This window comes from Streptomyces nogalater (assembly GCF_039532885.1).
GTDB classification, from domain to species: Bacteria; Actinomycetota; Actinomycetes; order Streptomycetales; family Streptomycetaceae; genus Streptomyces; species Streptomyces nogalater.
Window position 1 is genome coordinate 39,813 of the sequence record NZ_BAAASM010000012.1, and the last position, 16,851, is coordinate 56,663.

Annotated in this window: 28 protein-coding genes; 23 read left to right on the forward strand and 5 right to left on the reverse strand. The window is 69.3% G+C overall.

Annotated elements, in window-relative coordinates; genetic code table 11:
- The first annotated feature begins 65 nt into the window (after positions 1-65).
- The 5 genes from ABD350_RS10915 to ABD350_RS10935 all read left to right on the forward strand — a co-directional run bounded on the left by ABD350_RS10915 (position 66) and on the right by ABD350_RS10935 (position 2,323).
- Positions 66-479 carry a hypothetical protein gene (locus tag ABD350_RS10915; protein ID WP_344347694.1) on the forward strand — a complete coding sequence of 138 codons (414 nt, stop codon included), beginning with the start codon at positions 66-68 and terminating at the stop codon, positions 477-479.
- 111 nt (positions 480-590) lie between these two features.
- Positions 591-1,568 (forward strand): AAA family ATPase, encoded by a 978-nt coding sequence (locus ABD350_RS10920; protein WP_344347695.1) that lies wholly within the window; start codon positions 591-593, stop codon positions 1,566-1,568.
- Positions 1,565-1,771, forward strand: a complete 207-nt coding sequence (locus ABD350_RS10925) for a hypothetical protein (RefSeq protein ID WP_344347697.1) — start codon at positions 1,565-1,567, stop codon at positions 1,769-1,771. Before ABD350_RS10920 ends, ABD350_RS10925 begins: the two co-directional genes overlap by 4 nt.
- A gap of 30 nt (positions 1,772-1,801) precedes the next feature.
- The gene (locus ABD350_RS10930; protein WP_344347698.1) at positions 1,802-2,149 is read left to right on the forward strand and encodes a hypothetical protein; all 348 of its coding nucleotides are present in this window, start codon (positions 1,802-1,804) and stop codon (positions 2,147-2,149) included.
- A 3-nt stretch (positions 2,150-2,152) separates the two neighbouring features.
- Complete coding sequence (locus ABD350_RS10935) at positions 2,153-2,323, forward strand: hypothetical protein (RefSeq protein WP_344347700.1); 171 nt, start codon at positions 2,153-2,155, stop codon at positions 2,321-2,323.
- 121 nt (positions 2,324-2,444) lie between these two features.
- Here ABD350_RS10935 and ABD350_RS10940 read toward each other — a convergent pair whose 3' ends face one another.
- Entirely contained in the window at positions 2,445-2,978 is a 534-nt protein-coding gene (locus ABD350_RS10940) for a GNAT family N-acetyltransferase (protein ID WP_344347701.1), read from the reverse strand.
- Here ABD350_RS10940 and ABD350_RS10945 point away from each other — a divergent pair.
- The 11 genes from ABD350_RS10945 to ABD350_RS10995 all read left to right on the forward strand — a co-directional run bounded on the left by ABD350_RS10945 (position 2,967) and on the right by ABD350_RS10995 (position 7,925).
- Positions 2,967-3,239, forward strand: coding sequence for a hypothetical protein (locus ABD350_RS10945; protein ID WP_344347702.1), 273 nt, complete (start codon positions 2,967-2,969; stop codon positions 3,237-3,239). The two genes, ABD350_RS10940 and ABD350_RS10945, sit on opposite strands and share 12 nt — an antisense overlap.
- Positions 3,240-3,538: 299 nt before the next feature.
- Positions 3,539-3,979, forward strand: a complete 441-nt coding sequence (locus ABD350_RS10950) for an ASCH domain-containing protein (protein ID WP_344347703.1) — start codon at positions 3,539-3,541, stop codon at positions 3,977-3,979.
- A 113-nt stretch (positions 3,980-4,092) separates the two neighbouring features.
- On the forward strand, positions 4,093-4,257 hold the full coding sequence (locus tag ABD350_RS10955; RefSeq protein ID WP_344347704.1) for a hypothetical protein: 165 nt from the start codon (positions 4,093-4,095) through the stop codon (positions 4,255-4,257).
- 23 nt (positions 4,258-4,280) lie between these two features.
- Positions 4,281-4,478: a hypothetical protein gene (locus ABD350_RS10960; protein ID WP_344347705.1), complete on the forward strand. Its 198-nt coding sequence runs from the start codon at positions 4,281-4,283 to the stop codon at positions 4,476-4,478.
- Entirely contained in the window at positions 4,463-5,278 is an 816-nt protein-coding gene (locus ABD350_RS10965) for an Lsr2 family DNA-binding protein (RefSeq protein ID WP_344347706.1), read from the forward strand. Before ABD350_RS10960 ends, ABD350_RS10965 begins: the two co-directional genes overlap by 16 nt.
- Positions 5,278-5,763, forward strand: coding sequence for a hypothetical protein (locus ABD350_RS10970; RefSeq protein ID WP_344347707.1), 486 nt, complete (start codon positions 5,278-5,280; stop codon positions 5,761-5,763). The genes ABD350_RS10965 and ABD350_RS10970 overlap by 1 nt, the downstream gene beginning before the upstream one ends.
- Positions 5,763-5,942 carry a hypothetical protein gene (locus ABD350_RS10975; protein ID WP_344347708.1) on the forward strand — a complete coding sequence of 60 codons (180 nt, stop codon included), beginning with the start codon at positions 5,763-5,765 and terminating at the stop codon, positions 5,940-5,942. The genes ABD350_RS10970 and ABD350_RS10975 overlap by 1 nt, the downstream gene beginning before the upstream one ends.
- A gap of 75 nt (positions 5,943-6,017) precedes the next feature.
- Positions 6,018-6,800, forward strand: a complete 783-nt coding sequence (locus ABD350_RS10980) for a RapZ C-terminal domain-containing protein (RefSeq protein ID WP_344347709.1) — start codon at positions 6,018-6,020, stop codon at positions 6,798-6,800.
- On the forward strand, positions 6,797-7,006 hold the full coding sequence (locus tag ABD350_RS10985; RefSeq protein WP_344347711.1) for a hypothetical protein: 210 nt from the start codon (positions 6,797-6,799) through the stop codon (positions 7,004-7,006). Before ABD350_RS10980 ends, ABD350_RS10985 begins: the two co-directional genes overlap by 4 nt.
- Position 7,007: 1 nt before the next feature.
- Complete coding sequence (locus tag ABD350_RS10990; RefSeq protein ID WP_344347712.1) at positions 7,008-7,487, forward strand: hypothetical protein; 480 nt, start codon at positions 7,008-7,010, stop codon at positions 7,485-7,487.
- 186 nt (positions 7,488-7,673) lie between these two features.
- Complete coding sequence (locus ABD350_RS10995; RefSeq protein WP_344347714.1) at positions 7,674-7,925, forward strand: hypothetical protein; 252 nt, start codon at positions 7,674-7,676, stop codon at positions 7,923-7,925.
- 69 nt (positions 7,926-7,994) lie between these two features.
- Here the strand turns inward: ABD350_RS10995 and ABD350_RS11000 are convergent, their stop codons facing one another.
- Together ABD350_RS11000 and ABD350_RS11005 are read right to left on the reverse strand one after the other, a co-directional pair.
- Positions 7,995-8,306: a replication initiation protein, RepL2 gene (locus ABD350_RS11000; protein WP_344347768.1), complete on the reverse strand. Its 312-nt coding sequence runs from the start codon at positions 8,304-8,306 to the stop codon at positions 7,995-7,997.
- Positions 8,306-8,758, reverse strand: a complete 453-nt coding sequence (locus ABD350_RS11005) for a MarR family transcriptional regulator (protein WP_344347715.1) — start codon at positions 8,756-8,758, stop codon at positions 8,306-8,308. Before ABD350_RS11005 ends, ABD350_RS11000 begins: the two co-directional genes overlap by 1 nt.
- A 1,337-nt stretch (positions 8,759-10,095) precedes the next feature.
- On the opposite strand from ABD350_RS11005, the gene ABD350_RS11010 reads away from it, so the two are divergent.
- Both ABD350_RS11010 and ABD350_RS11015 read left to right on the forward strand, forming a co-directional pair.
- Complete coding sequence (locus ABD350_RS11010; RefSeq protein ID WP_344347716.1) at positions 10,096-11,361, forward strand: ParA family protein; 1,266 nt, start codon at positions 10,096-10,098, stop codon at positions 11,359-11,361.
- Positions 11,358-12,566, forward strand: a complete 1,209-nt coding sequence (locus tag ABD350_RS11015; RefSeq protein WP_344347718.1) for a ParB/RepB/Spo0J family partition protein — start codon at positions 11,358-11,360, stop codon at positions 12,564-12,566. Before ABD350_RS11010 ends, ABD350_RS11015 begins: the two co-directional genes overlap by 4 nt.
- Before the next feature lie 212 nt (positions 12,567-12,778).
- On the opposite strand, the gene ABD350_RS11020 is transcribed toward ABD350_RS11015, so the two are convergent.
- Positions 12,779-13,150, reverse strand: a complete 372-nt coding sequence (locus ABD350_RS11020) for a hypothetical protein (RefSeq protein WP_344347719.1) — start codon at positions 13,148-13,150, stop codon at positions 12,779-12,781.
- Positions 13,151-13,580: 430 nt separating this feature from the next.
- Between ABD350_RS11020 and ABD350_RS11025 the strand changes: the two genes are divergently transcribed.
- Both ABD350_RS11025 and ABD350_RS11030 read left to right on the forward strand, forming a co-directional pair.
- Positions 13,581-13,814 carry a hypothetical protein gene (locus ABD350_RS11025; RefSeq protein ID WP_344347721.1) on the forward strand — a complete coding sequence of 78 codons (234 nt, stop codon included), beginning with the start codon at positions 13,581-13,583 and terminating at the stop codon, positions 13,812-13,814.
- Between the two features lie 507 nt (positions 13,815-14,321).
- The gene (locus tag ABD350_RS11030; protein ID WP_344347722.1) at positions 14,322-14,498 is read left to right on the forward strand and encodes a hypothetical protein; all 177 of its coding nucleotides are present in this window, start codon (positions 14,322-14,324) and stop codon (positions 14,496-14,498) included.
- A gap of 19 nt (positions 14,499-14,517) precedes the next feature.
- Here the strand turns inward: ABD350_RS11030 and ABD350_RS11035 are convergent, their stop codons facing one another.
- Entirely contained in the window at positions 14,518-14,772 is a 255-nt protein-coding gene (locus tag ABD350_RS11035) for a hypothetical protein (RefSeq protein ID WP_344347723.1), read from the reverse strand.
- A gap of 445 nt (positions 14,773-15,217) precedes the next feature.
- Here ABD350_RS11035 and ABD350_RS11040 point away from each other — a divergent pair, with 445 nt between their 5' ends.
- From ABD350_RS11040 to ABD350_RS11050, 3 genes are read left to right on the forward strand one after another with little or no spacing between them, the layout of a single operon-like run.
- On the forward strand, positions 15,218-15,418 hold the full coding sequence (locus tag ABD350_RS11040) for a hypothetical protein (protein ID WP_344347724.1): 201 nt from the start codon (positions 15,218-15,220) through the stop codon (positions 15,416-15,418).
- A 3-nt stretch (positions 15,419-15,421) separates the two neighbouring features.
- The gene (locus tag ABD350_RS11045; protein WP_344347725.1) at positions 15,422-16,051 is read left to right on the forward strand and encodes an RNA polymerase sigma factor; all 630 of its coding nucleotides are present in this window, start codon (positions 15,422-15,424) and stop codon (positions 16,049-16,051) included.
- A 2-nt stretch (positions 16,052-16,053) separates the two neighbouring features.
- A complete protein-coding gene (locus tag ABD350_RS11050; protein WP_344347727.1) occupies positions 16,054-16,689 on the forward strand; it encodes a hypothetical protein in 636 nt (211 codons plus the stop codon).
- Positions 16,690-16,851 lie beyond the last annotated feature (162 nt).

A 16,851-nucleotide genomic window follows, 5' to 3' on the forward strand; every position in this document is an offset into this window, starting at 1 on the left:
CCCCTGGCCGACCTTCCCCGGCGGCCGGGGCCGTGCGGTGTCCGCCCGGTCACCAGGACCAGGCGATGGGCCCTCCCCCGGAGGTCACTGTGCCCTTCACCCGCCGCTCCCTGATCGATGCCACCGCCGCGCGCCTCGGTTGGCGCCGCGCCTACGACACCACCACCGAGGTCGACGCGCTGCTCACCGAGCAGTCCGAGACCGCCTACCGCGGGGCCGCCGACCACGCAGCCCTGGCCACCGCGAAGCACACCACCGCCTTGGCGCTGCAGCCCGGTGTCCTCGACGTCCGAGGCCGCCTCCTTGCCGATGTCCTCTACCTGGAGGGTGTTCTGGCCGGCGCCCGCACCCGCGGCCTGGCCCCCGAGCTCATCCAGCGTCTGGAGGACGCCGTCGCCCACGGACACGAGCTGACCGTGCTGCTCGCCGACACCGTCCGTGCCACCGCCACCGCGCGGACCGAGCCCGGTCGGCCGTGAGGCGCACGCCGGGCTCCGTCCACGTGAGGACTGCCAGGGGTGCTCCGTCCCACCCCCGACCGCGGGCACTGCTCCCAGGCTGCCCGCGCCCCTTCACCGAGGAGAAGTCGTATGACCCAGCTGATTTACCCGCCGATGCCGGAGCGCAGCCTGGTGGTCCTCATCGGACCGGCCGGCGCCGGGAAGTCCACGCTCGCCGCCACCTGGCCCGCCTCGCAGGTCCTGTCCCTGGACGCGCTGCGCGAGACGGTCAGCAACGACGCGGGCGACCAGGCGGCCACCGCCGATGCGGTCGCCGCCCTGCACCTGCTCCTGGAAGCGAGGATGCGGCGGCGCCTGTTCACGGTGGTCGACGCCACCAACGTGAGCCGGTCCGCCCGGGAGCCGCTGGTCGCCGCCGCCCTGCGGCACGGCATGCTGCCCATCGCCGTCCTGGTGACCACCCCCGGCAGCGTCTGCATCGAGCGGCAGGGCCCGCGGCCGGCCAACCGCACCGTGCCGGAGGCCACGGTCCTCCAGCAGCGCCAGGACATGATCGACTCCCACCGCACCCTCAAGGCCGAGGGCTTCGCGGAGGTCGTCTTCTCCGACGACCTCGGCCAGCTGCTCCCCTTCCTGGAGCGCCTGAGCACGGCCCGGCAGGCCGACCTCGGCCTGGACGGCGGTGACGGCCTCGGTGGCCTGCTCCTCGTGCGCCGCGTCTTCGGCCCCGAAATCCTGCCGCTGTGGCAGTGGAAGTCCGGCTCGACCCTCGCCGGCGGTGACCCCGTCGCGGAGATCCGCCTCGGTCGGCAGCACCTCACCCTCGCCCTGCGCACCGACGTCGACGGCGAAGGCGACTACGGATTCGACGTCCTGGTGCCGTGCCCGCACGACGACGAATGCACTGCCCCGGCCTGGGCGCCCGTCTACAACATCACCTGGCTGTACCGGGCACTGAACGGCGGCCTGGACCAGGACGAGGACATCACCTGCACCGTCCACGGCGGCACCGACGACATCGACCAGGAGGCCGCCGACCACGACCTGGACGACACATACACGGAGTACGGCCTGCAGGCGCAGCACGCCGAGGCGGTCCGCGGATGAGCCGGGCCGCCGACGACCCGCACCCGCACCCGCTCACCCCGGCCGACCTCCCGGCCGGGGACGACTGGTGGCACGGCTGCCCCACCTGCCACCTCCCGATCCAGGGCGGCGCCGCCGGCCTCGCGGCACACCGCAGCACCGTCCACACCCGCTCCGGCGACCGGCGCATCCCCATCACCATCCGGCTCGATTTCGACTTCTGATCCGACCGGCACACCGAAGGAGACCTGCTCATGCCCATGTCCGCCGCCGCGGAGGCGTACTACGCCGCCCACAGGCAGTCCCTGCGCGAGCACGGCGCGATGAACGCCGCCCGCATCTGGCCGCGCCAGGCTCTGCAGTACACAACAGTCAACGGCGCCCACTTCCTGCCGTTCCCGTCCCGGGTGCCCGCCCGGTCCGTGGCCCCGGCCGTCCGCTCCGCCCTAAAGAAGCACACCGTGCACGAGTACGACATCACCGCCCGCAACGGCTCCCCGCTGCACATCGTCTACATCCGCTACGCCCCCGGCACCTGGTCCGGCGGCGAGGACGTCATCGACGTGTACGAGGTCCCTGCCCAGGAGCTGTCCTTGCCGTAGTGGGTGATAGTCCTCCGTGCCGCCCCGGACCCGCCGACCCTGGGCCGGGGGCGGTCGCGGTGGTCCCTCATCACCGAGCAGCGAGAGGAGCTGGACGTCATGCACCTGCGGATCTACGAGGTCGACGTCCCCATACACGACAGCACCAACCTCGACCAGCACGGTTGTGACTGAGCGCTTCAGTTGGCCAGTGAGCGTTGGAGTTGGCCGATTTGAGTGCTCCGCGTCGAGGTCCTGACTGAGGCGGTCGTGCAGGCGCCGGGCAGAGGCCTGAGCTGTCACCTTGGGTGCCCACTTACATGGGGAACGACAGGAGGCGTACTTCTCCGGTCGGCCAGTCGGCACCATCTCGCAAGGGCATCCACATGGTCCGCAGCGGCATGACCACCGGCCCTTCAGGCTGCTCGACGTGGACGTCCTGCTTTAGCGCTCGCCAGCCGAGCCGTTGGTACAAGGGGACGAGCGGCGGTCGGCAGAAGAGAAGCCCGTATTGCGGCCCCATCGTCCGTGCGTGGTCCAGAGCTGCCGTCACGACGAGTCGCGCGAGTCCTTGTCCTCGGAGATCGGGCGCGACGGCGACCCCGCCGACACCTACTGCCTCCGTACCGGCTCCCCCGATCGACAAGGGGAGTCTTAGTAGGCCCGCGTGGGCTACGAGGCGACCCTTCAGCCTGATGCCGAAATGATCTTCCTTGGGCAACCATGTCAAGCCGCTGTCCGCGACGCCGAAGGGATCGGCGCCGGCGCCGAGGATTTCATCCTGCTCGGCCTTCGTGTATCGCCTCAGCCGTTCGGTGGTTAGTCCTGCAGTAGACAGATGATCATTCATCCCAGAATGATCGCGCTGGTTTGTGGTCAAGTACTCAACTGGCCAAGTGAAGCGCTCAGTCACAACGGTGTGCACGTCTTCACCGGCGTCGCCGACTCCCCCGCCGAGGCCCTGCGCCGCGCGCATGAGGTGTATGCCACAGCGCTCGCCGCCCGGTCGGCCGGACGCGAAATCCCCGGCAAACAGCCGGACCAGTGGGGAGCGCGCGGGCTGCGGCCCGTCTGGGAGCTGGAATGGCCGGCCGCGACGGCCGGCCTCTGAACTACCCCGTCAGCTGGACCAGCGACTGCGACGTCGCGCTGTAGCTACGCCCCGGGACAGGCGCACGGCGGACAACCAAGCCGCCTGCCCCGGGCCACCCACCCCGTACGAGACGAGAGGGAGATCCTCAGTATGGACTGCGTCCTGCGCGTCCGGGCCCGAACCGGGCAACGCACACTCGCACCGACCGCCGTCGCCGGGCCCTTCACCGGCCGGGCCGAACAGGCGGTCGCGCTGCACAAGCAGCCCGTTGCCGCCCGGGCCGGACGGCCGGGCCCGACGGTGCGGGGGCGAGCCGTATGACCGCCACCTTGCCCGAGGGCGACTGGATCCGTGGCATCACCGTCCAGCAGCCGTATGCCACTTGCATCCTCACCGGCGCCAAGAGCATCGAGAACCGCCCCAAGCCCTGGAGCTGGCGGGGCTGGATGCTCTTGCACGCGGGCCAGCGCACCGACGCGGCCGCCCTGCACCTGCCGCTGGTCGCCCACACGATCCGCGGCCGGGAGCTGACCACCGGGGCCGTCCTCGGCATCGCGCGCCTGACGGACTGCCACCAGGACCCCGAAGGCCCCCCGCCCTGTACGCGGTGGGCGCACCCGGGTGCCTGGCACCTGGTCCTCACCGACGTTCAGGAGCTGCCGCTGCCGGTCCCCGCCACCGGGCAGCTCGGCCCGTGGAAGCCGACCCCGGAGTTGCTGCGGCGGGTGTTTGAGCAGCTGCCCGATTTCCGGCCGTGACCAGCCGCGGCCGCAGAAAGCCGCTGTGGGAGCCGGGTCTGATTCCGGCTCCCGGCGCACTTCTCTAATGGCGCAACAGCCAGCACTTTGACGGCTGGCAGGACCGCCCCTGCGTGCTGTGCGACCAGCCCACGCCGATGCGCTCCCACTACGGAGAGCCAGTCCACAAGGCGTGCGCGGAGAACTGGATCGCCGCGAACCCTATCGAGGCCCGCCACGGCCGGTTCGCCTCCGACCTCCAGCCCAAACGCCGGCACCACGACGACGACCACGCCTGACCCCCTCCGCCTGGAGGTCCTTTATGAGCAGCACCACGCGCGACGTCGACCACACCCTCGCCTACCCCGAGCCGCCCGCCTCGCCGCTGTGGCACCGCCACGGCGCGAAGGCCCGCCCGCTCACACCCGCCCAGCAGCGGCGCAATCGCGAGCTGCTGGACATCGCCCAGCGCAAGCCCGCACGAGGGCGTAGGAGGGCCAGCTCGTGTTCACCGACATGAAAGAGGCTCTCGCGGCCCAGGACCTCAAGCTCACTCCGCTTGGCAGCGACCAGTACAGCGCCGCCTCCGTGGTGGTCGCCCGGCACGCCCGTGACAAGGACGACCTTGCCGACCTGCTGGGCGCGCTCGGCCTGCCTTGCGGCGAGGACGACCTGGTGCCCCTTCTCCCCCACCTCGCCACCCCCGCCACCCCGACGACTGGAGTCCCGATGCCCGTCGACGCCGTCACCGCCACCGCCACCGCCGTTTCCATGCTGAATAACGCCGGCAGCCCCGAGCACGTCCGCGAGACCGTCAGCCTGTCGGACGCCGAACTCGCCGACGCCCTCCAGCACACCGATCTGCCCGCCCAGGCCGCTGCGCCCGACGGCACGATGGACGCCGAAAGGATCGAGGCCCTGCTCGCGTGGGCGGAGGGCCACCCGGCCGCCTCCATCCGCAACCGGGCCGCCCACGTCCGCAGCGACCTCACCGAGCTGAGCGAACGCCGTACCGCCGACGCCGCGCAGCGCGCGGCGGAGGAGCGGGTCGCCAAGGCCAGGGCCGAACTGGAGGCCGCGCAGGCACACCTGCGCCAGGTGAAGTCCGGCGGTCGCGCCGCCACCGAGGACCATCCCTCCGCCACCGTGTCCGCCGCCCCGAAGGCAGACGGCAAACGCAGCAAGGAGAACCTGGCCGCGATCCGGACCTGGGCGCGGGCGCACGGCTACCAGGTCGCCGACCGGGGCACGCCGTCCAAGACGGTCCTGGACGCGTACGACGCTGTCTTCGGCCCCAACGGCCGGGCGGAGGCGAGCTGATGGGCACCAAGCACTGCACCGTCGACGGCTGGGTCGACGCGATACCCGCGCCCGGCCCGCGCATGGGGACCGCCACCTTCGACCTGATCGTCCGCCCCGCCGACATCGATGCCGTCGCCGACGACGCCCCCGACACCGTCATCACCTGCACCAGCGGAGATCCCCGGATCACCCATGAGCTGCTGACGGGCATACAGCCCGGCGACCTGCTGCGCGTCACCGGCATCCTGGCCCTGCCCCAGACGCCCGGCGAGCCCGCCCGGCTGACCGTCGACGCCCTGGAGGTCCTGGACACCGGACTCATCCCGGTCCTGAAGGAGACGGTGCTCGACAGGTACGGCGACTACGTCGTCATCTTCGACGCCGACACCGACGCCGTGCCCGTCTTCACCACGCACGGGACATGGGTCGGCCTGGCGGACAACCCGGACGCCATCGCCACCCTCATCGACATCCATGAGCGTGTGAACGGCGGTGATACCTGATGGCCACCACCGCACAGACCCGAGCCGTCCTGGAGCGGTTCCCCGCCGGAGGCCCCCGCGGGTCCTGGCCGGCCGAAGAGTACGCCGCCGCCCAGCGGACCCAGGGCATCGAGGCCCAGGTCGTGATGGACCTGCCCAGCGACCAGTTCCTCGTGGTCGCCGACACCCCCACCCAGTAACCCCCATCGAGCACCGCCCCGCCCTTCCCGGCCGGGGCGGTGCTCGACCCCTTCGGACGAGGCCTGGAGGCCCCCATGACGTACGACGTGTTCATCGACTCCTTCGGCGCCCGCTGGCAGGACCCGCCGCCCCCGCGCTACCGCGCCGCCGTCCTCGGCATCAACCTCACCAACCAACTGCTGAACCCACCGGACGACCCCGCCCTCGCCGACATCGTCGCCCAACAGACCGGACGGGACGCTGGCGTACGCGACTACGTCCTGAGCACCCCCGGCGCGGCACGCATCATCAACGACGCCGTGCACGAACTCACCGCGCTGCGCGCCGCCGCGCACGGCCGCCCCGTCCAGCTCCTGGTGAACTGCTGGTACGGAAGGCACAGGGCACCCGCCATCGCCGACGCCATCGGCCAGCGGATGCGGGAGGCCGGCGCCCGCGTGCAGGTCAACCACCACCACATCGACCGGCCCCCGGTCCCCCGCAAGCACCCGCGCCCCGACTGCCCGTTCTGCCGGATCATCCACAACGGCGCCCCGGCGCAGATCGTCCGCGAGTGGGCCGACGCCCTCGCGATCGTGCCCCGCAGCGGCGGCTGCACCGAAGGCCACCTCCTGGTCCTCCCCCGCGGCCACGTCACCGACTTCACGACCGACCCAGTCGTCTCCGCCACCGTCCAGATGCGCGCCGCAGAACTCGCCCAGGACCTCAGCGGCCAGTGGAACTACCTCACCAGCTGCGGGTCCGACGCCACCCAAACCGTCTTCCACCTCCACGGCCACCTCGTCCCGCGCCGCGCCGGCGACAACCTCGCCCTCCCCGAGACCCGCCCCACCCGTGAACAGGAGCCCACCCGATGAAGCGCCCCTCCATCTTCCGCCGCTGCGGCCACGCACCCGGCGCCCTCAGCCCCGAGGACCAGGCCGTCGTCGACCAGTTCCGCGCGATGCTCACCGCCCTGCGCAACCCGCAGCCCTGGACGCCCGGCCACGCAGGGGACATCGCCGTACGCGTCGGCCCGTGCATCGAGCGCGCGCACCCGGCCCGGCGACGACCACCACCCTGAGATGATCGCCGTCGCCCTGGTCTACCCCGACGCCCCGCATGCCGCGGCCTACCTCCACGGCCGCCAGCTCGGCTACACCGACCGCGGCTGGCTGCGCTGCCAGACCACCACGATCCTCGGCGTCTGGCAGCCCGGCTACGCAATGCTCACCCACGCCGCCGCCGGCCTGCCCCTGCCCGACAACCTCGGCATGGAACCCGCGCACTACGCCCTCCACATCGAGGCCCGCCGGCGCGACAACAGCCGCGACGGCTTCACCCTGCTGCGCCTCGGCCCCTATACCCAGACCCGGCACGCCCAGCAGGACTACAACCGGCTCACCGCCGCGCTGGACGGGCGGGAGGCCACCCTCGTGCCCGGACACCGCGTCTCCATGCGGTACGCGCCGTTCGACATCCGCGACCACCAGCGGTTCGCCCACCCGTACGAGGCCGACGTCGTGGCACTCCTGTACGCCGCATTCGCGGGGATGAGCGTGTGACCCTGGCCGTGCACGAGAGCGAGACAGCGAGGGAGACGACGGCGTCGGGACAGGCCGGGCGCCGACGCCTGTCGCCTGTGGACGCGTTCTGACCGGCGGCGGCGAACTCTGCCGCGAGCTGGCCCACTCACTGCGGACCGGAGCGCGTCGTCCAGTGCCTATTACGCCGTAATAGGGACTCCGCGCTTGGTCATCAGCCCCTTTATCCGCGTGCACGTCAACTGGCCTGCCGACACCATCGATCCCTTCCAGCCTTTAGCGGTGCTGGTGCTGGATACCAGGACGCTGACAGGTACCTGGCTGTGGGCGGGGTGCCGCGCGATGGCTGATGGCGGGGCCTCGGAGACGGGTCGTCCGGTCACCGCCCTTGATGCTGCACCCCGTCCTGCCGTTTTCCGGCCTCCCGCTTCGGGGACGCGGCGCAGCGCATTGCTGTGAGGTCAAGAAAGACGTCCTGGAGACCGCTCCTGATTGACGTGACGTACATGAGGAGCGGTCTCCAGGACGTCATGTGGCGCGGCGGAGCGGGATGACGACGTTCTCGCCCATGCGCTTGGGGTCGAGCCGGTAGTACCTGATGTGACCGATCTTTTCGGTCTCCTCCAACCAGCCGGCTTCGATGACCTGCTTGCGTGTGCGGGAGAAGACGGGTGCGGCCATCCCGACCAGCTTGGCGAGGTTGGCGGCCGTCTCGAGCACGGCACCGGACCGATCGGTGGGGTGCAAGGCGTACAGCATGACGACGAGCCGCTGGTTGGCGGTCATGCCGACTGTCTTCTCAAGCAGTTCGAGGTTCTTCTGCTTGTCATCGCTGCTGATCACTGGGCCTCCCACCGCGCAGGGATGTTCTCATCGAATCCGGGGATGTCCGGCGGGTTGCACGTCTTCACAGCTTCACGCTGCTCAAGCCCCGTTCCATGAAACGCGATGTAGGGGCTGATCCGGTAGAAGTTGTAGTTACCGACGCGCCCCCGGACGATCAGGATGCGGTGTTTCGCCAGTTTCCTGTTGATCTTGCCAACCGCATCAGTGGACATCCCCACACGCTTGGCGATATCCGCGCCGGTCGCTCGTAGCGGCTCCATGCCCTCCGGCGACACTCCGATCCACCACAGCACGAGGAACTTCTGGCTGGGCGTGAACGCCTTGGATTCGGTGATCGCCTCGACACGCGCCTTGTCGACCTGTGTGTGCCTGCCGGAGAAGGCATACGGCGCATAGGGAATCGGCTCGCCTGTGTCGGCGTCGACCAGCCTGCGTACTGCTCCCAACGAGCCCTCCGAGCAAGGGGGTAACTACCGGTTCATGAAGGACGGCGGCGAGGCCGACCAGATGAACTTAACGTACATGAGCAGGAAGTCAATCAGCTCCGCCTGTCAGCCGTGTCGCTTGCCTTCCCGCTCAGATCCTCCCGGTACGCGCCTCTTCCTCACCTCTCACTCATGTACGTCACGTCAATCTGCCACGGCCTCAGGATCTGGATACCGGTTCCTGCAACCGTGGTGGCAGGTCCTGCAAGCGTTGTGGCAGTCGCGAGAACCGTGGTCCGATGTTCCTCCGACCGTGTCACAGTCCGCAGGATCTCGGCACACGGTTCCCCCAGTCGCTCTCCACGGTCCGGGGAACTGCCTCCCAGTTTCGACGGTCGTGGTCGGGACAGGTATTTGCGCAGGTCAGAGGCGCTATGAGGGGTGGGCTCTCTTCTTTTACAAGCAGCCCGCCGTCTCGTCATCCCAGGCACCAGCCGTCATCTCGGACCCGCACTGTTACCCAGCTCTCCCCTCCTGCCGCCCAGCCTTGACTCCGGCCACGAACGACAACCCGAGCCTGGCCGCGCGTGGCAGCCAACACGGTCGGCGCCACGACGAAATCGGAACTGTCAAGGTCGCCAGGTCCTAGGGCCTTGACTGACCGACGCTTTCTCTTCAACCCGGCCCTGTGGCCCCTCCCGCCCGTCCGACCCGCACCGGCGAAAGTCCGCCACGGCGATGCGGCACGCCGACGGATCAGGCGCGCGTATGTTGCAGCAACCCCATCCCGGTCTCAGCCACGCCTTCCTGCTTGACATGCCCCGGCGGACCTGTTCGCCGCCTATGGTCAACAACCACCTCGTCGGCGCACCGCAAGCCCGCCAGGGCTGAGGAGCGACCGACCCTGGGCGCCCGGGTAGGAGAGCGCAGAAGTTGAGTGTGTGCGGCCAGCCTCTGTTTGGCGAGCGCGGTACGAGAGTTGCAGAGGAATCCCCTACTGACAGCGTTCACTGCCTGACCGGGCCTGACAAAGGGAACGTGCACCAACATGCCGGTGACGCTCCGCATGCGACCAGGACATCCCGGTCCGCGCTGCGATGTGCGAGGCCGACTAGCCCCCCGTTCCGGAGGGGGGGCATGACGATGCCCTCACCAGGAGAGTCCTGTGGATCGGCTGAGCGTGGGGCCGACCCCACTTCAAGGACTGCGGCCTACGTCTACCGCTTTGCCATGCAGCAGCACGCACCTATTACGCCGTAATAGGGCGGAAGGGGTGGCGGTGGCCTGGGGTGACGTCATGAATGGTTAACTAACGTGGCGATGCACTGAATGATCTTGAACGTTAGTAAGGTGTCGCCATGACCTTGCCAGCCACCTCCAGCGACCGTGAAAAGGTCGTATCCAAGCTGCCGGAAGGCCTCCGGCACACCCTGAAAATCAGAGCCGCCCAGTACGGCGTCGAGATGCAGGCCGCCGTCGAGCAGGGCATCCGGGACTGGTGCAGCCTCGCTTCCGCCACCGCGACCGTCGACACTTCGGGCGCCGAGTCGTTCTCCACTTTCCTTCCGCTCGGGCAGTGGGAGGAGTTCCGCGAGATTGCTGCGGACCGCCGTGTATCACTCATTCAGGGACTGGCCCAGTCTGTCCAGCTGTGGCTCGACGCCAACCCCACACCTGACGTCAAGCGTCCGGAGATCACCCGCCGCATCATCGTCTGCAACCAGAAGGGCGGCGTCGGCAAGACGGCGATCACTGCCGGCCTGGGCGAAGCCCTCGCCGAGGACACCAACAAGCTGCATGCCGTCCGCGTCGCAAAGGCACTGGCCAAGGCCCTGCGTGCGAGCGAAGCCCACTCCAGCGAGGAACCGGCCAACGACGATCCGCTGGAAGTCGAGAACCTGCCCGGCCTCGGACTCCGCGTCCTCTTGGTCGACTTCGACCCGCAGTGTCACCTCACCAACCAACTCGGCGCGGCTCCCCTGCCCATGAACGGTGACAGCCTCACCAACCACATGGCAGGCGACCCCAAGGGAGACCTCCGCGACCTCATCGTCGCCATCGAGGAAGAAACCTTCGGAGGACGGCTCCACCTCCTGCCGGCCTGCAATGACGCCTTCCTGCTCGACGTCCGCCTGTCCGCCGTACGAGCCAGAGAAGCAGCCCTAGAGCGCGCACTCGCCCCGCTCGAGGCCGATTACGACGTTATCCTCGTCGACTGCCCGCCCAGCCTCGGCCTGAGCATGGACGCCGCCGCCTACTACGGCCGCCGCCGCGACGGCGAGAAGCCCGGACAGTCGGGCGCCCTCATCGTCGTCCAGGCCGAGGACAGCTCCGCCGACGCCTACGATCTGCTCACCACGCAGATTGACGACCTGCGTAACGACCTCCAGGTCGACATCGACTACCTCGGCATCGTCGTCAACCTCTACGACTCCCGCCGCGGCTACATCGCCACCTCCTCGCTCCAAGGGTGGGTCGACATAAAGGATCCACGGGTCGTCGGACTGATCGGCGACCTCAAAGAACAGAAAGAAGCAGTCCGTATGAAGCGGCCCCTGCTGGCCTACGCACCCAAGTCACAGCAGGCAATCGGCATGCGCGCACTGGCCCGGGAGATCGCATGAGCAAGGCCGACCAGCTGGGAGCCGGCCGCTTCGGCGGGGGAGTGCGTCCCGTCAGCGCACGCCGCCAGGCTGTCGCCGCCGCCACCGGCGTGCCCACCGACGCAGTGCCCCCACCCACCGAACTCGCCCCCCACCGCATCAGCCTCAACCCCGACAACCCCCGCTCCAGCCTCGGCAATCTCACCGATCTCGCAGGCAGCCTCAGGACCCACGGCCAGAAACAGGCCATCACGGTCATGAACCGTGACGCCTACATCAAGGCCAACCCCGAGCGCGAAGCCGACCTCGAACCCGACACCACCCACGTCGTCATCGACGGCAGCAGCCGCCTCGCCGCAGCCCGCGAAGCCCAGCTCCCCACCGTTAAGGTCATGGTCAGCGACGACCAGGGCACCAACTCCGAAGAACTCCTCGAATCCGCCCTCGTCGCCAACATCCACCGCCAGGACCTCGGCGAGCTGGACGAAGCCAGAGCCCTCCAACGCCTTCTGGCTATCCACGGCAGCCAGACCGCGCTGGCCAAGCGCCTCCACCGATCGCAGGGCTGGGTGTCACAACGCCTCGCACTCCTCAAACTCACGCCAGAACTACAGGCCAAGGTCGGCCATGAGCCCATCGACCTGCTCAGAGCGGTCGCCAACAAGCCCCCTGCACAGCAGCGGGAAGCCCTCGACGAACTCAAGGCCACACGGGCCCGCGAGGAAGAAGAGAAGCGCAGCCACGCGAAGGCGCGCCGAAGCGACGCCCACCCGGTCACACACCGGGGCGTAGCAAGCGAGGACAACGAACCGAGCGGCCCCGCCGCACCAATTACTGCCGCCCCGGCCGACAACTCCGCACCGAGCCGACCGGACAACTATTACGGCGTAATAGGAGACAGCCAAGCCGACGCGCCCTCCCCCGCAGCTCCTTCAACAGTGGCAACTGGCGGGGCGTCCCAGCACCAGCCCGTGCCCGAACAACGGGCGGATGCCTCCCCCTCGGCTGACTCACAAGAGCGCACTGAGCATCGCTCGCAGCCACGCAGAGTGCCGTACGACGAACCCGGCACACTGGCCATGCTCCTGGACCGGAACATCGACAACGACGACACGTTCTTCGACTTCCTCCGGATCCTAGGCACGAAGGGACTGCAACGCGATCCCATCCGCCTCGGTGAACTGGCACGCTCCTTCATTGAGCAAGCTGCCGTCCAGTCCGACTGAGGGAATCGACACCAATAGCGAAGGGCCGCCACTTGAAGCGGCCCTTCTCTATGCCCGCAAGTAATGGCACAGCGGACTCAGCCCCTGTGCCGACGGGCGTCGGCCAGTGGAGAGGGCGCGGGCCCCGGGACACTCCCGCGGCGCCTCAGCCGACGAACCGCATGTCCGGGTGGAGCGGTGAGGCGCCGTCCACAGCGGCTGGTGATGGCCGCTCAGATGCTGATCGAGAAAGGCGGTGAGGAGGCCCGACGGCTCGCGATGAACCGTGCGGGGGCGAGGATGTGGCCGCTGAGGTCTGCGAGGAACTGGGGCTGGCGACCGAGCCGCGCACCGTCACCCCGAGGCGCCGGCTCGTGACAGAGATTGCCGGGGTGCCCCATGACCTCATCCGCTGGACCTCCCGCCGCAGCCGCGGCGATCCGGGCGCGGGTCGCCGCCGTGGTCGACGTCGCCGCGACGGTGTTCGTGATGAACGACGGCACCTGCACGCCCAACCCCGCCGCCACCTCACCCTCGTTCTGCGCGGCCGCCGCCGCGACCCCGGCCCGGATGACCAGGTCGTGGCCGCCCCCATCTCCACCCACTGTCTGGACATCAGCGAGCCGAAGACCGTGCGCGGCCTGGAGTCCGGCTACCGCCTCTACACCGCCCGGTGGACCCTGTTCGCCCCCCGCCCGCCGCCGCCCACCCACCCTGGTGCCCGACCCGGACCGGCAGCCTCCAGCCGATCCCGGCGAGCCGGCCGCGCACCGGCCCCCGGGCCAGGACGCGGGGGAGTGGGTGATACCCCCGCATCCCGCTCCAGTACGAGCGGGCCGTCCTCGCCGGTGTCGTGGTGCGGGAGAAGCTGCGCACCACCCCCGCAGTGCGGGGCCGGACGTACGACGTCGTCACCCACCAGTAAGCGGCGATGCCCGAGCAACTGCTCGCCCCCCGGCCGACGAAGTCGAGGAAGACGACCACGAGTCGGAGGCCGGACGGCAGGAGGCGATCGACCTGACGGTGCTGCTGGCCTTGCGTGAGCCCTGTACCGACGTGGAAGCCCTCGATCTCACGGCCGACCGGCTGCGCCGCCTCCAGGACGCGTTCACCAAGGCGGCCGACGACTCCCGCGTCCGCGCGGACCGCCACACCAAACGGGACAACAACGCCGATGGAGCCCATCCGGTGCGCCAGGACGACCAACCCACGGACCACCCCCAGCAGCGGGACCCACGCCACGGGCCACAGGTCGGCCCCGGCCGCTGACCCCACCCACCGGACGTCACAGAGCTGTTGGCACCGTCACCCGCACGAATGATTAAGCCACCAACAGGGGCAAGCCACCTATGCCGTCGGGCCGTCCCGGCGGCACAGATGAGGGCCAGCTGCCGTGCCGCCTGCTGCTCGACGACGCGCCGGGTAAAGCGCAGCGCGTCCAGACGCGAGAGCGGCTGCTCACCACCGCTCACCTGCTCCCCCCGGTCCCTCGTGTACCAGCTTGCCCATAAATTCGAACAAGAGATCTAATTGGATTATGCACCGCCTTGACCACCTCACCGACACCTAGGAGCGCATCCTGCGCTGCATCCGCCGGCACATCGCCGACCACGGCGAGGCACCGACAGTGCAGCAGATCGGGCAGGCGGTCGGGATGAGCAGCCGGGTCTCGGTGCACTACAGCTGGTCGAGCCGGAGGCGAAATCCGCGATCGTCCGCGAGCCGGGCCGCACCCGCGGAATCCGCCTCACATGAGCGGCCCTCGGCCGCTACCACGTGCTGCTCACCGTGGAGGGCCGGCCGGTGCAGCACGGCTGGTGGGGCCGGGAGGAGACCGCGCGGGGCAAGTTCCGGTGCTGGATCGGCGAACGCGGCGGTAGACAGGGCGTCCGCGTCACCCTCCTCGATGAGGAAACCGATGCTGTGCTGGCCGACTGGCCCGATCCGCGGTAGTCCTGGCATCTCCTGCGGGTTACTCGTCGGCCGCGCCGTTCTCCGGCTCCGGGTGCCGGACGGCCTTCTTCACGGCCTGCTCCACCTCGTACCGGCTGGTCTCGGCACTGGCGGCGTGCTCGGTGACGGCCGCCTGGAAGGCGGCGGAGGCCTCGCGCCAGCGGCGCAGCTGGGCGTCGTATTCGTCACCGGTGAGGCCGGCGAGCCGGGTCCGTTCCTGCTCGGCGGACCGCTCCAGGTTGATCAGCTCGTCGGGGATCTCATGCGCGGCCATAGATTTTATGCGGCGGGCACGCTGTGCCGGCGGTTGCTCGCCCCGGCCGGGCGGGTACAGCACTTCCGGCGGGCAGGGATGAGTTCCAGCCGGGCCCGGCACTGGCCGGGCTGCTCGGGCAAAACGCTCGTGCGATGTGACGTCTGCCACATGTTCGATGGTTCGACCGGTGGTTCACCGCACTTCCTGCGGCCCTTCGCGGCGCAGCTTGAAGGATGTTCGCCCTGGTCACGTGTTGTGCCTGAATAGTAACTTACTGACATGTAAATATCTGTTCGTACCTACCCGATCACCCTGAGTCAGAAATTGATCGGGCGTGCACTGTGCGTTTGGGCCCCCTGATCCGAAATCCTGCGGCCGAGGACCCACCGCGGTGTCCTCCAGCACGACCACCCCTATCCACTGGACACGGTCGCTGCTGCGTTCAGGAAGGACAGAAGGTCTCTTGTCCCACAGCGACTCCCTCGCGCTGCTGGCGGTGATCACCGCTCTCCGCGTCTTTCTCCCCGACCTCTACTCGGGGACGCGCCGCCCGCTGCGTGCCGGCGCCCGGATCGGCGTCACCGAACTCCTCCACACCCAGCAGGCCCTGCCCGCCGCGGGCGAACCCTTCACCGCAGCCGCCGCCCGGGACACGGAGGCCTGAGCGATGAGCGAGGACAGCGACGCACACACCCTGCCCGGCACCTTCGTGGAACTCGACGCCTTGCACGGCATCCACTACGAGATGCCCGCCAGCCTGGACGGCTTCTACCGCCAGTACGCCCGGCCGCAGCTGCGCTACGCCACCACCATGCTGGGCAGCAAGGAAGCCGCCAAGACAGTCGTGCGCAACCTCTACACCCACCTCGCGCTGAACTGGGAGGCCGTCCTCCGGGAGGAGAGTCTCGAGGCCTACGCGTGGCGGGCACTGAAGCTGCAGGTGGAGACGCACGCCCGCCTGACGATTACTCCGACCGCCGACGGGCGTTCCCGGACCGCGTCAACAAATGACCGAACCGCCGCCGTGTACGAGGCGGTGCGTGCCACGCTGGACGCCATGCGCACGCAGATGGCGGAGCTGGAATCCCCGATCGGCCTCTACACGGCCATAGCCGCCCTGCCGGAGCGCCAGTTCGACGTGATCATCCTGCAGTTCGTCCTGGGCTACCCCGTCAAGAAGATCGCCCAGATCATGGGCATCCACGAGGGGACCGTGCGTACGCACCGGCGCGTCGCCCGCAAGCGCATCGCCGCCAAGCTCGGGATCGATCCGGGTGACGACGAGGAGAAGGAGTAGACGTGCCGCGCCACATCGACAGGATTCTCGACGAGGCGGCCATTCCCGACACGGTCACCGACGACGAACTCGACGACCTCAAGCAGGAGATCGTCCGGGACGTCACCGCGGCCCTCATGTTCGGCGTCCAGCCCGCGCCTCGGGGCCACCACCCCACCCGCATGGACTGCGCCGAGGAATCCCTGAAGGCACTCTCCGCCCGGCTGCTGCGCAGCAGCCGGGCCGCCAAGCACCTGGCCGGCATCGCTGACGACCCCGTCGACATCGACGGAGCCCTGCACTTCGCCTGCCTGCTCAACCTCGCCAGGAAACCGGAAGGCGCCATGTGGTGGTGGCAGTACGCCGCCGGTGCCGGCAACGCCACCGCCGCCTACTGCCTGCACCTGTTCCACCTGCGCCGCGGCGAACTCCGCGACGCCGACCACTGGATGCGCCAGGCCCTCGACCTGGACTTCGACCCGGACTACGACAACATCCTCACTCACCCTCGCACCCGCCCCGACCAGCCACCCACACCCCAGCCCCACGTTCTGCGCGAAGCCGTGGAACGCCTCAAAGTCGACGAGGCGTGCGGCGAGTTCCACCATCCCGACCAGCAACTGGCCGACCGGATCGAGGAACTCGCCGCCACCCGCTGACCCCCGCACGCTCCAAAGACCACGGTGAACAGCCTGGCCCGACCCTCCCACCAGAGAGCCGGGCCGTGCCGGACGGTCAGCGAGCGCCGCAACTGATGAGAGGGGTTGGCATGACTGCGTCGATCACCAGGCCCAAACCCTGGTCACCGCCAGGCCTCCACA

Bases quoted from the DNA above. Each gene is read 5' to 3' on its own strand.
- ABD350_RS10985 (WP_344347711.1), top strand. From the start codon at position 6,797: ATGAAGCGCCCCTCCATCTTCCGCCGCTGCGGCCACGCACCCGGCGCC.
- ABD350_RS10950 (WP_344347703.1), top strand. From the start codon at position 3,539: ATGACCGCCACCTTGCCCGAGGGCGACTGGATCCGTGGCATCACCGTC.
- ABD350_RS10980 (WP_344347709.1), top strand. From the start codon at position 6,018: ATGACGTACGACGTGTTCATCGACTCCTTCGGCGCCCGCTGGCAGGAC.
- ABD350_RS11015 (WP_344347718.1), top strand. From the start codon at position 11,358: ATGAGCAAGGCCGACCAGCTGGGAGCCGGCCGCTTCGGCGGGGGAGTG.
- ABD350_RS10920 (WP_344347695.1), top strand. From the start codon at position 591: ATGACCCAGCTGATTTACCCGCCGATGCCGGAGCGCAGCCTGGTGGTC.
- ABD350_RS11010 (WP_344347716.1), top strand. From the start codon at position 10,096: ATGACCTTGCCAGCCACCTCCAGCGACCGTGAAAAGGTCGTATCCAAG.
- ABD350_RS11035 (WP_344347723.1), bottom strand. From the start codon at position 14,772: ATGGCCGCGCATGAGATCCCCGACGAGCTGATCAACCTGGAGCGGTCC.
- ABD350_RS10990 (WP_344347712.1), top strand. From the start codon at position 7,008: ATGATCGCCGTCGCCCTGGTCTACCCCGACGCCCCGCATGCCGCGGCC.
- ABD350_RS10930 (WP_344347698.1), top strand. From the start codon at position 1,802: ATGCCCATGTCCGCCGCCGCGGAGGCGTACTACGCCGCCCACAGGCAG.
- ABD350_RS10960 (WP_344347705.1), top strand. From the start codon at position 4,281: ATGAGCAGCACCACGCGCGACGTCGACCACACCCTCGCCTACCCCGAG.
- ABD350_RS10970 (WP_344347707.1), top strand. From the start codon at position 5,278: ATGGGCACCAAGCACTGCACCGTCGACGGCTGGGTCGACGCGATACCC.
- ABD350_RS10975 (WP_344347708.1), top strand. From the start codon at position 5,763: ATGGCCACCACCGCACAGACCCGAGCCGTCCTGGAGCGGTTCCCCGCC.
- ABD350_RS10940 (WP_344347701.1), bottom strand. From the start codon at position 2,978: ATGAATGATCATCTGTCTACTGCAGGACTAACCACCGAACGGCTGAGG.
- ABD350_RS11045 (WP_344347725.1), top strand. From the start codon at position 15,422: ATGAGCGAGGACAGCGACGCACACACCCTGCCCGGCACCTTCGTGGAA.
- ABD350_RS10925 (WP_344347697.1), top strand. From the start codon at position 1,565: ATGAGCCGGGCCGCCGACGACCCGCACCCGCACCCGCTCACCCCGGCC.
- ABD350_RS10945 (WP_344347702.1), top strand. From the start codon at position 2,967: ATGATCATTCATCCCAGAATGATCGCGCTGGTTTGTGGTCAAGTACTC.
- ABD350_RS10915 (WP_344347694.1), top strand. From the start codon at position 66: ATGGGCCCTCCCCCGGAGGTCACTGTGCCCTTCACCCGCCGCTCCCTG.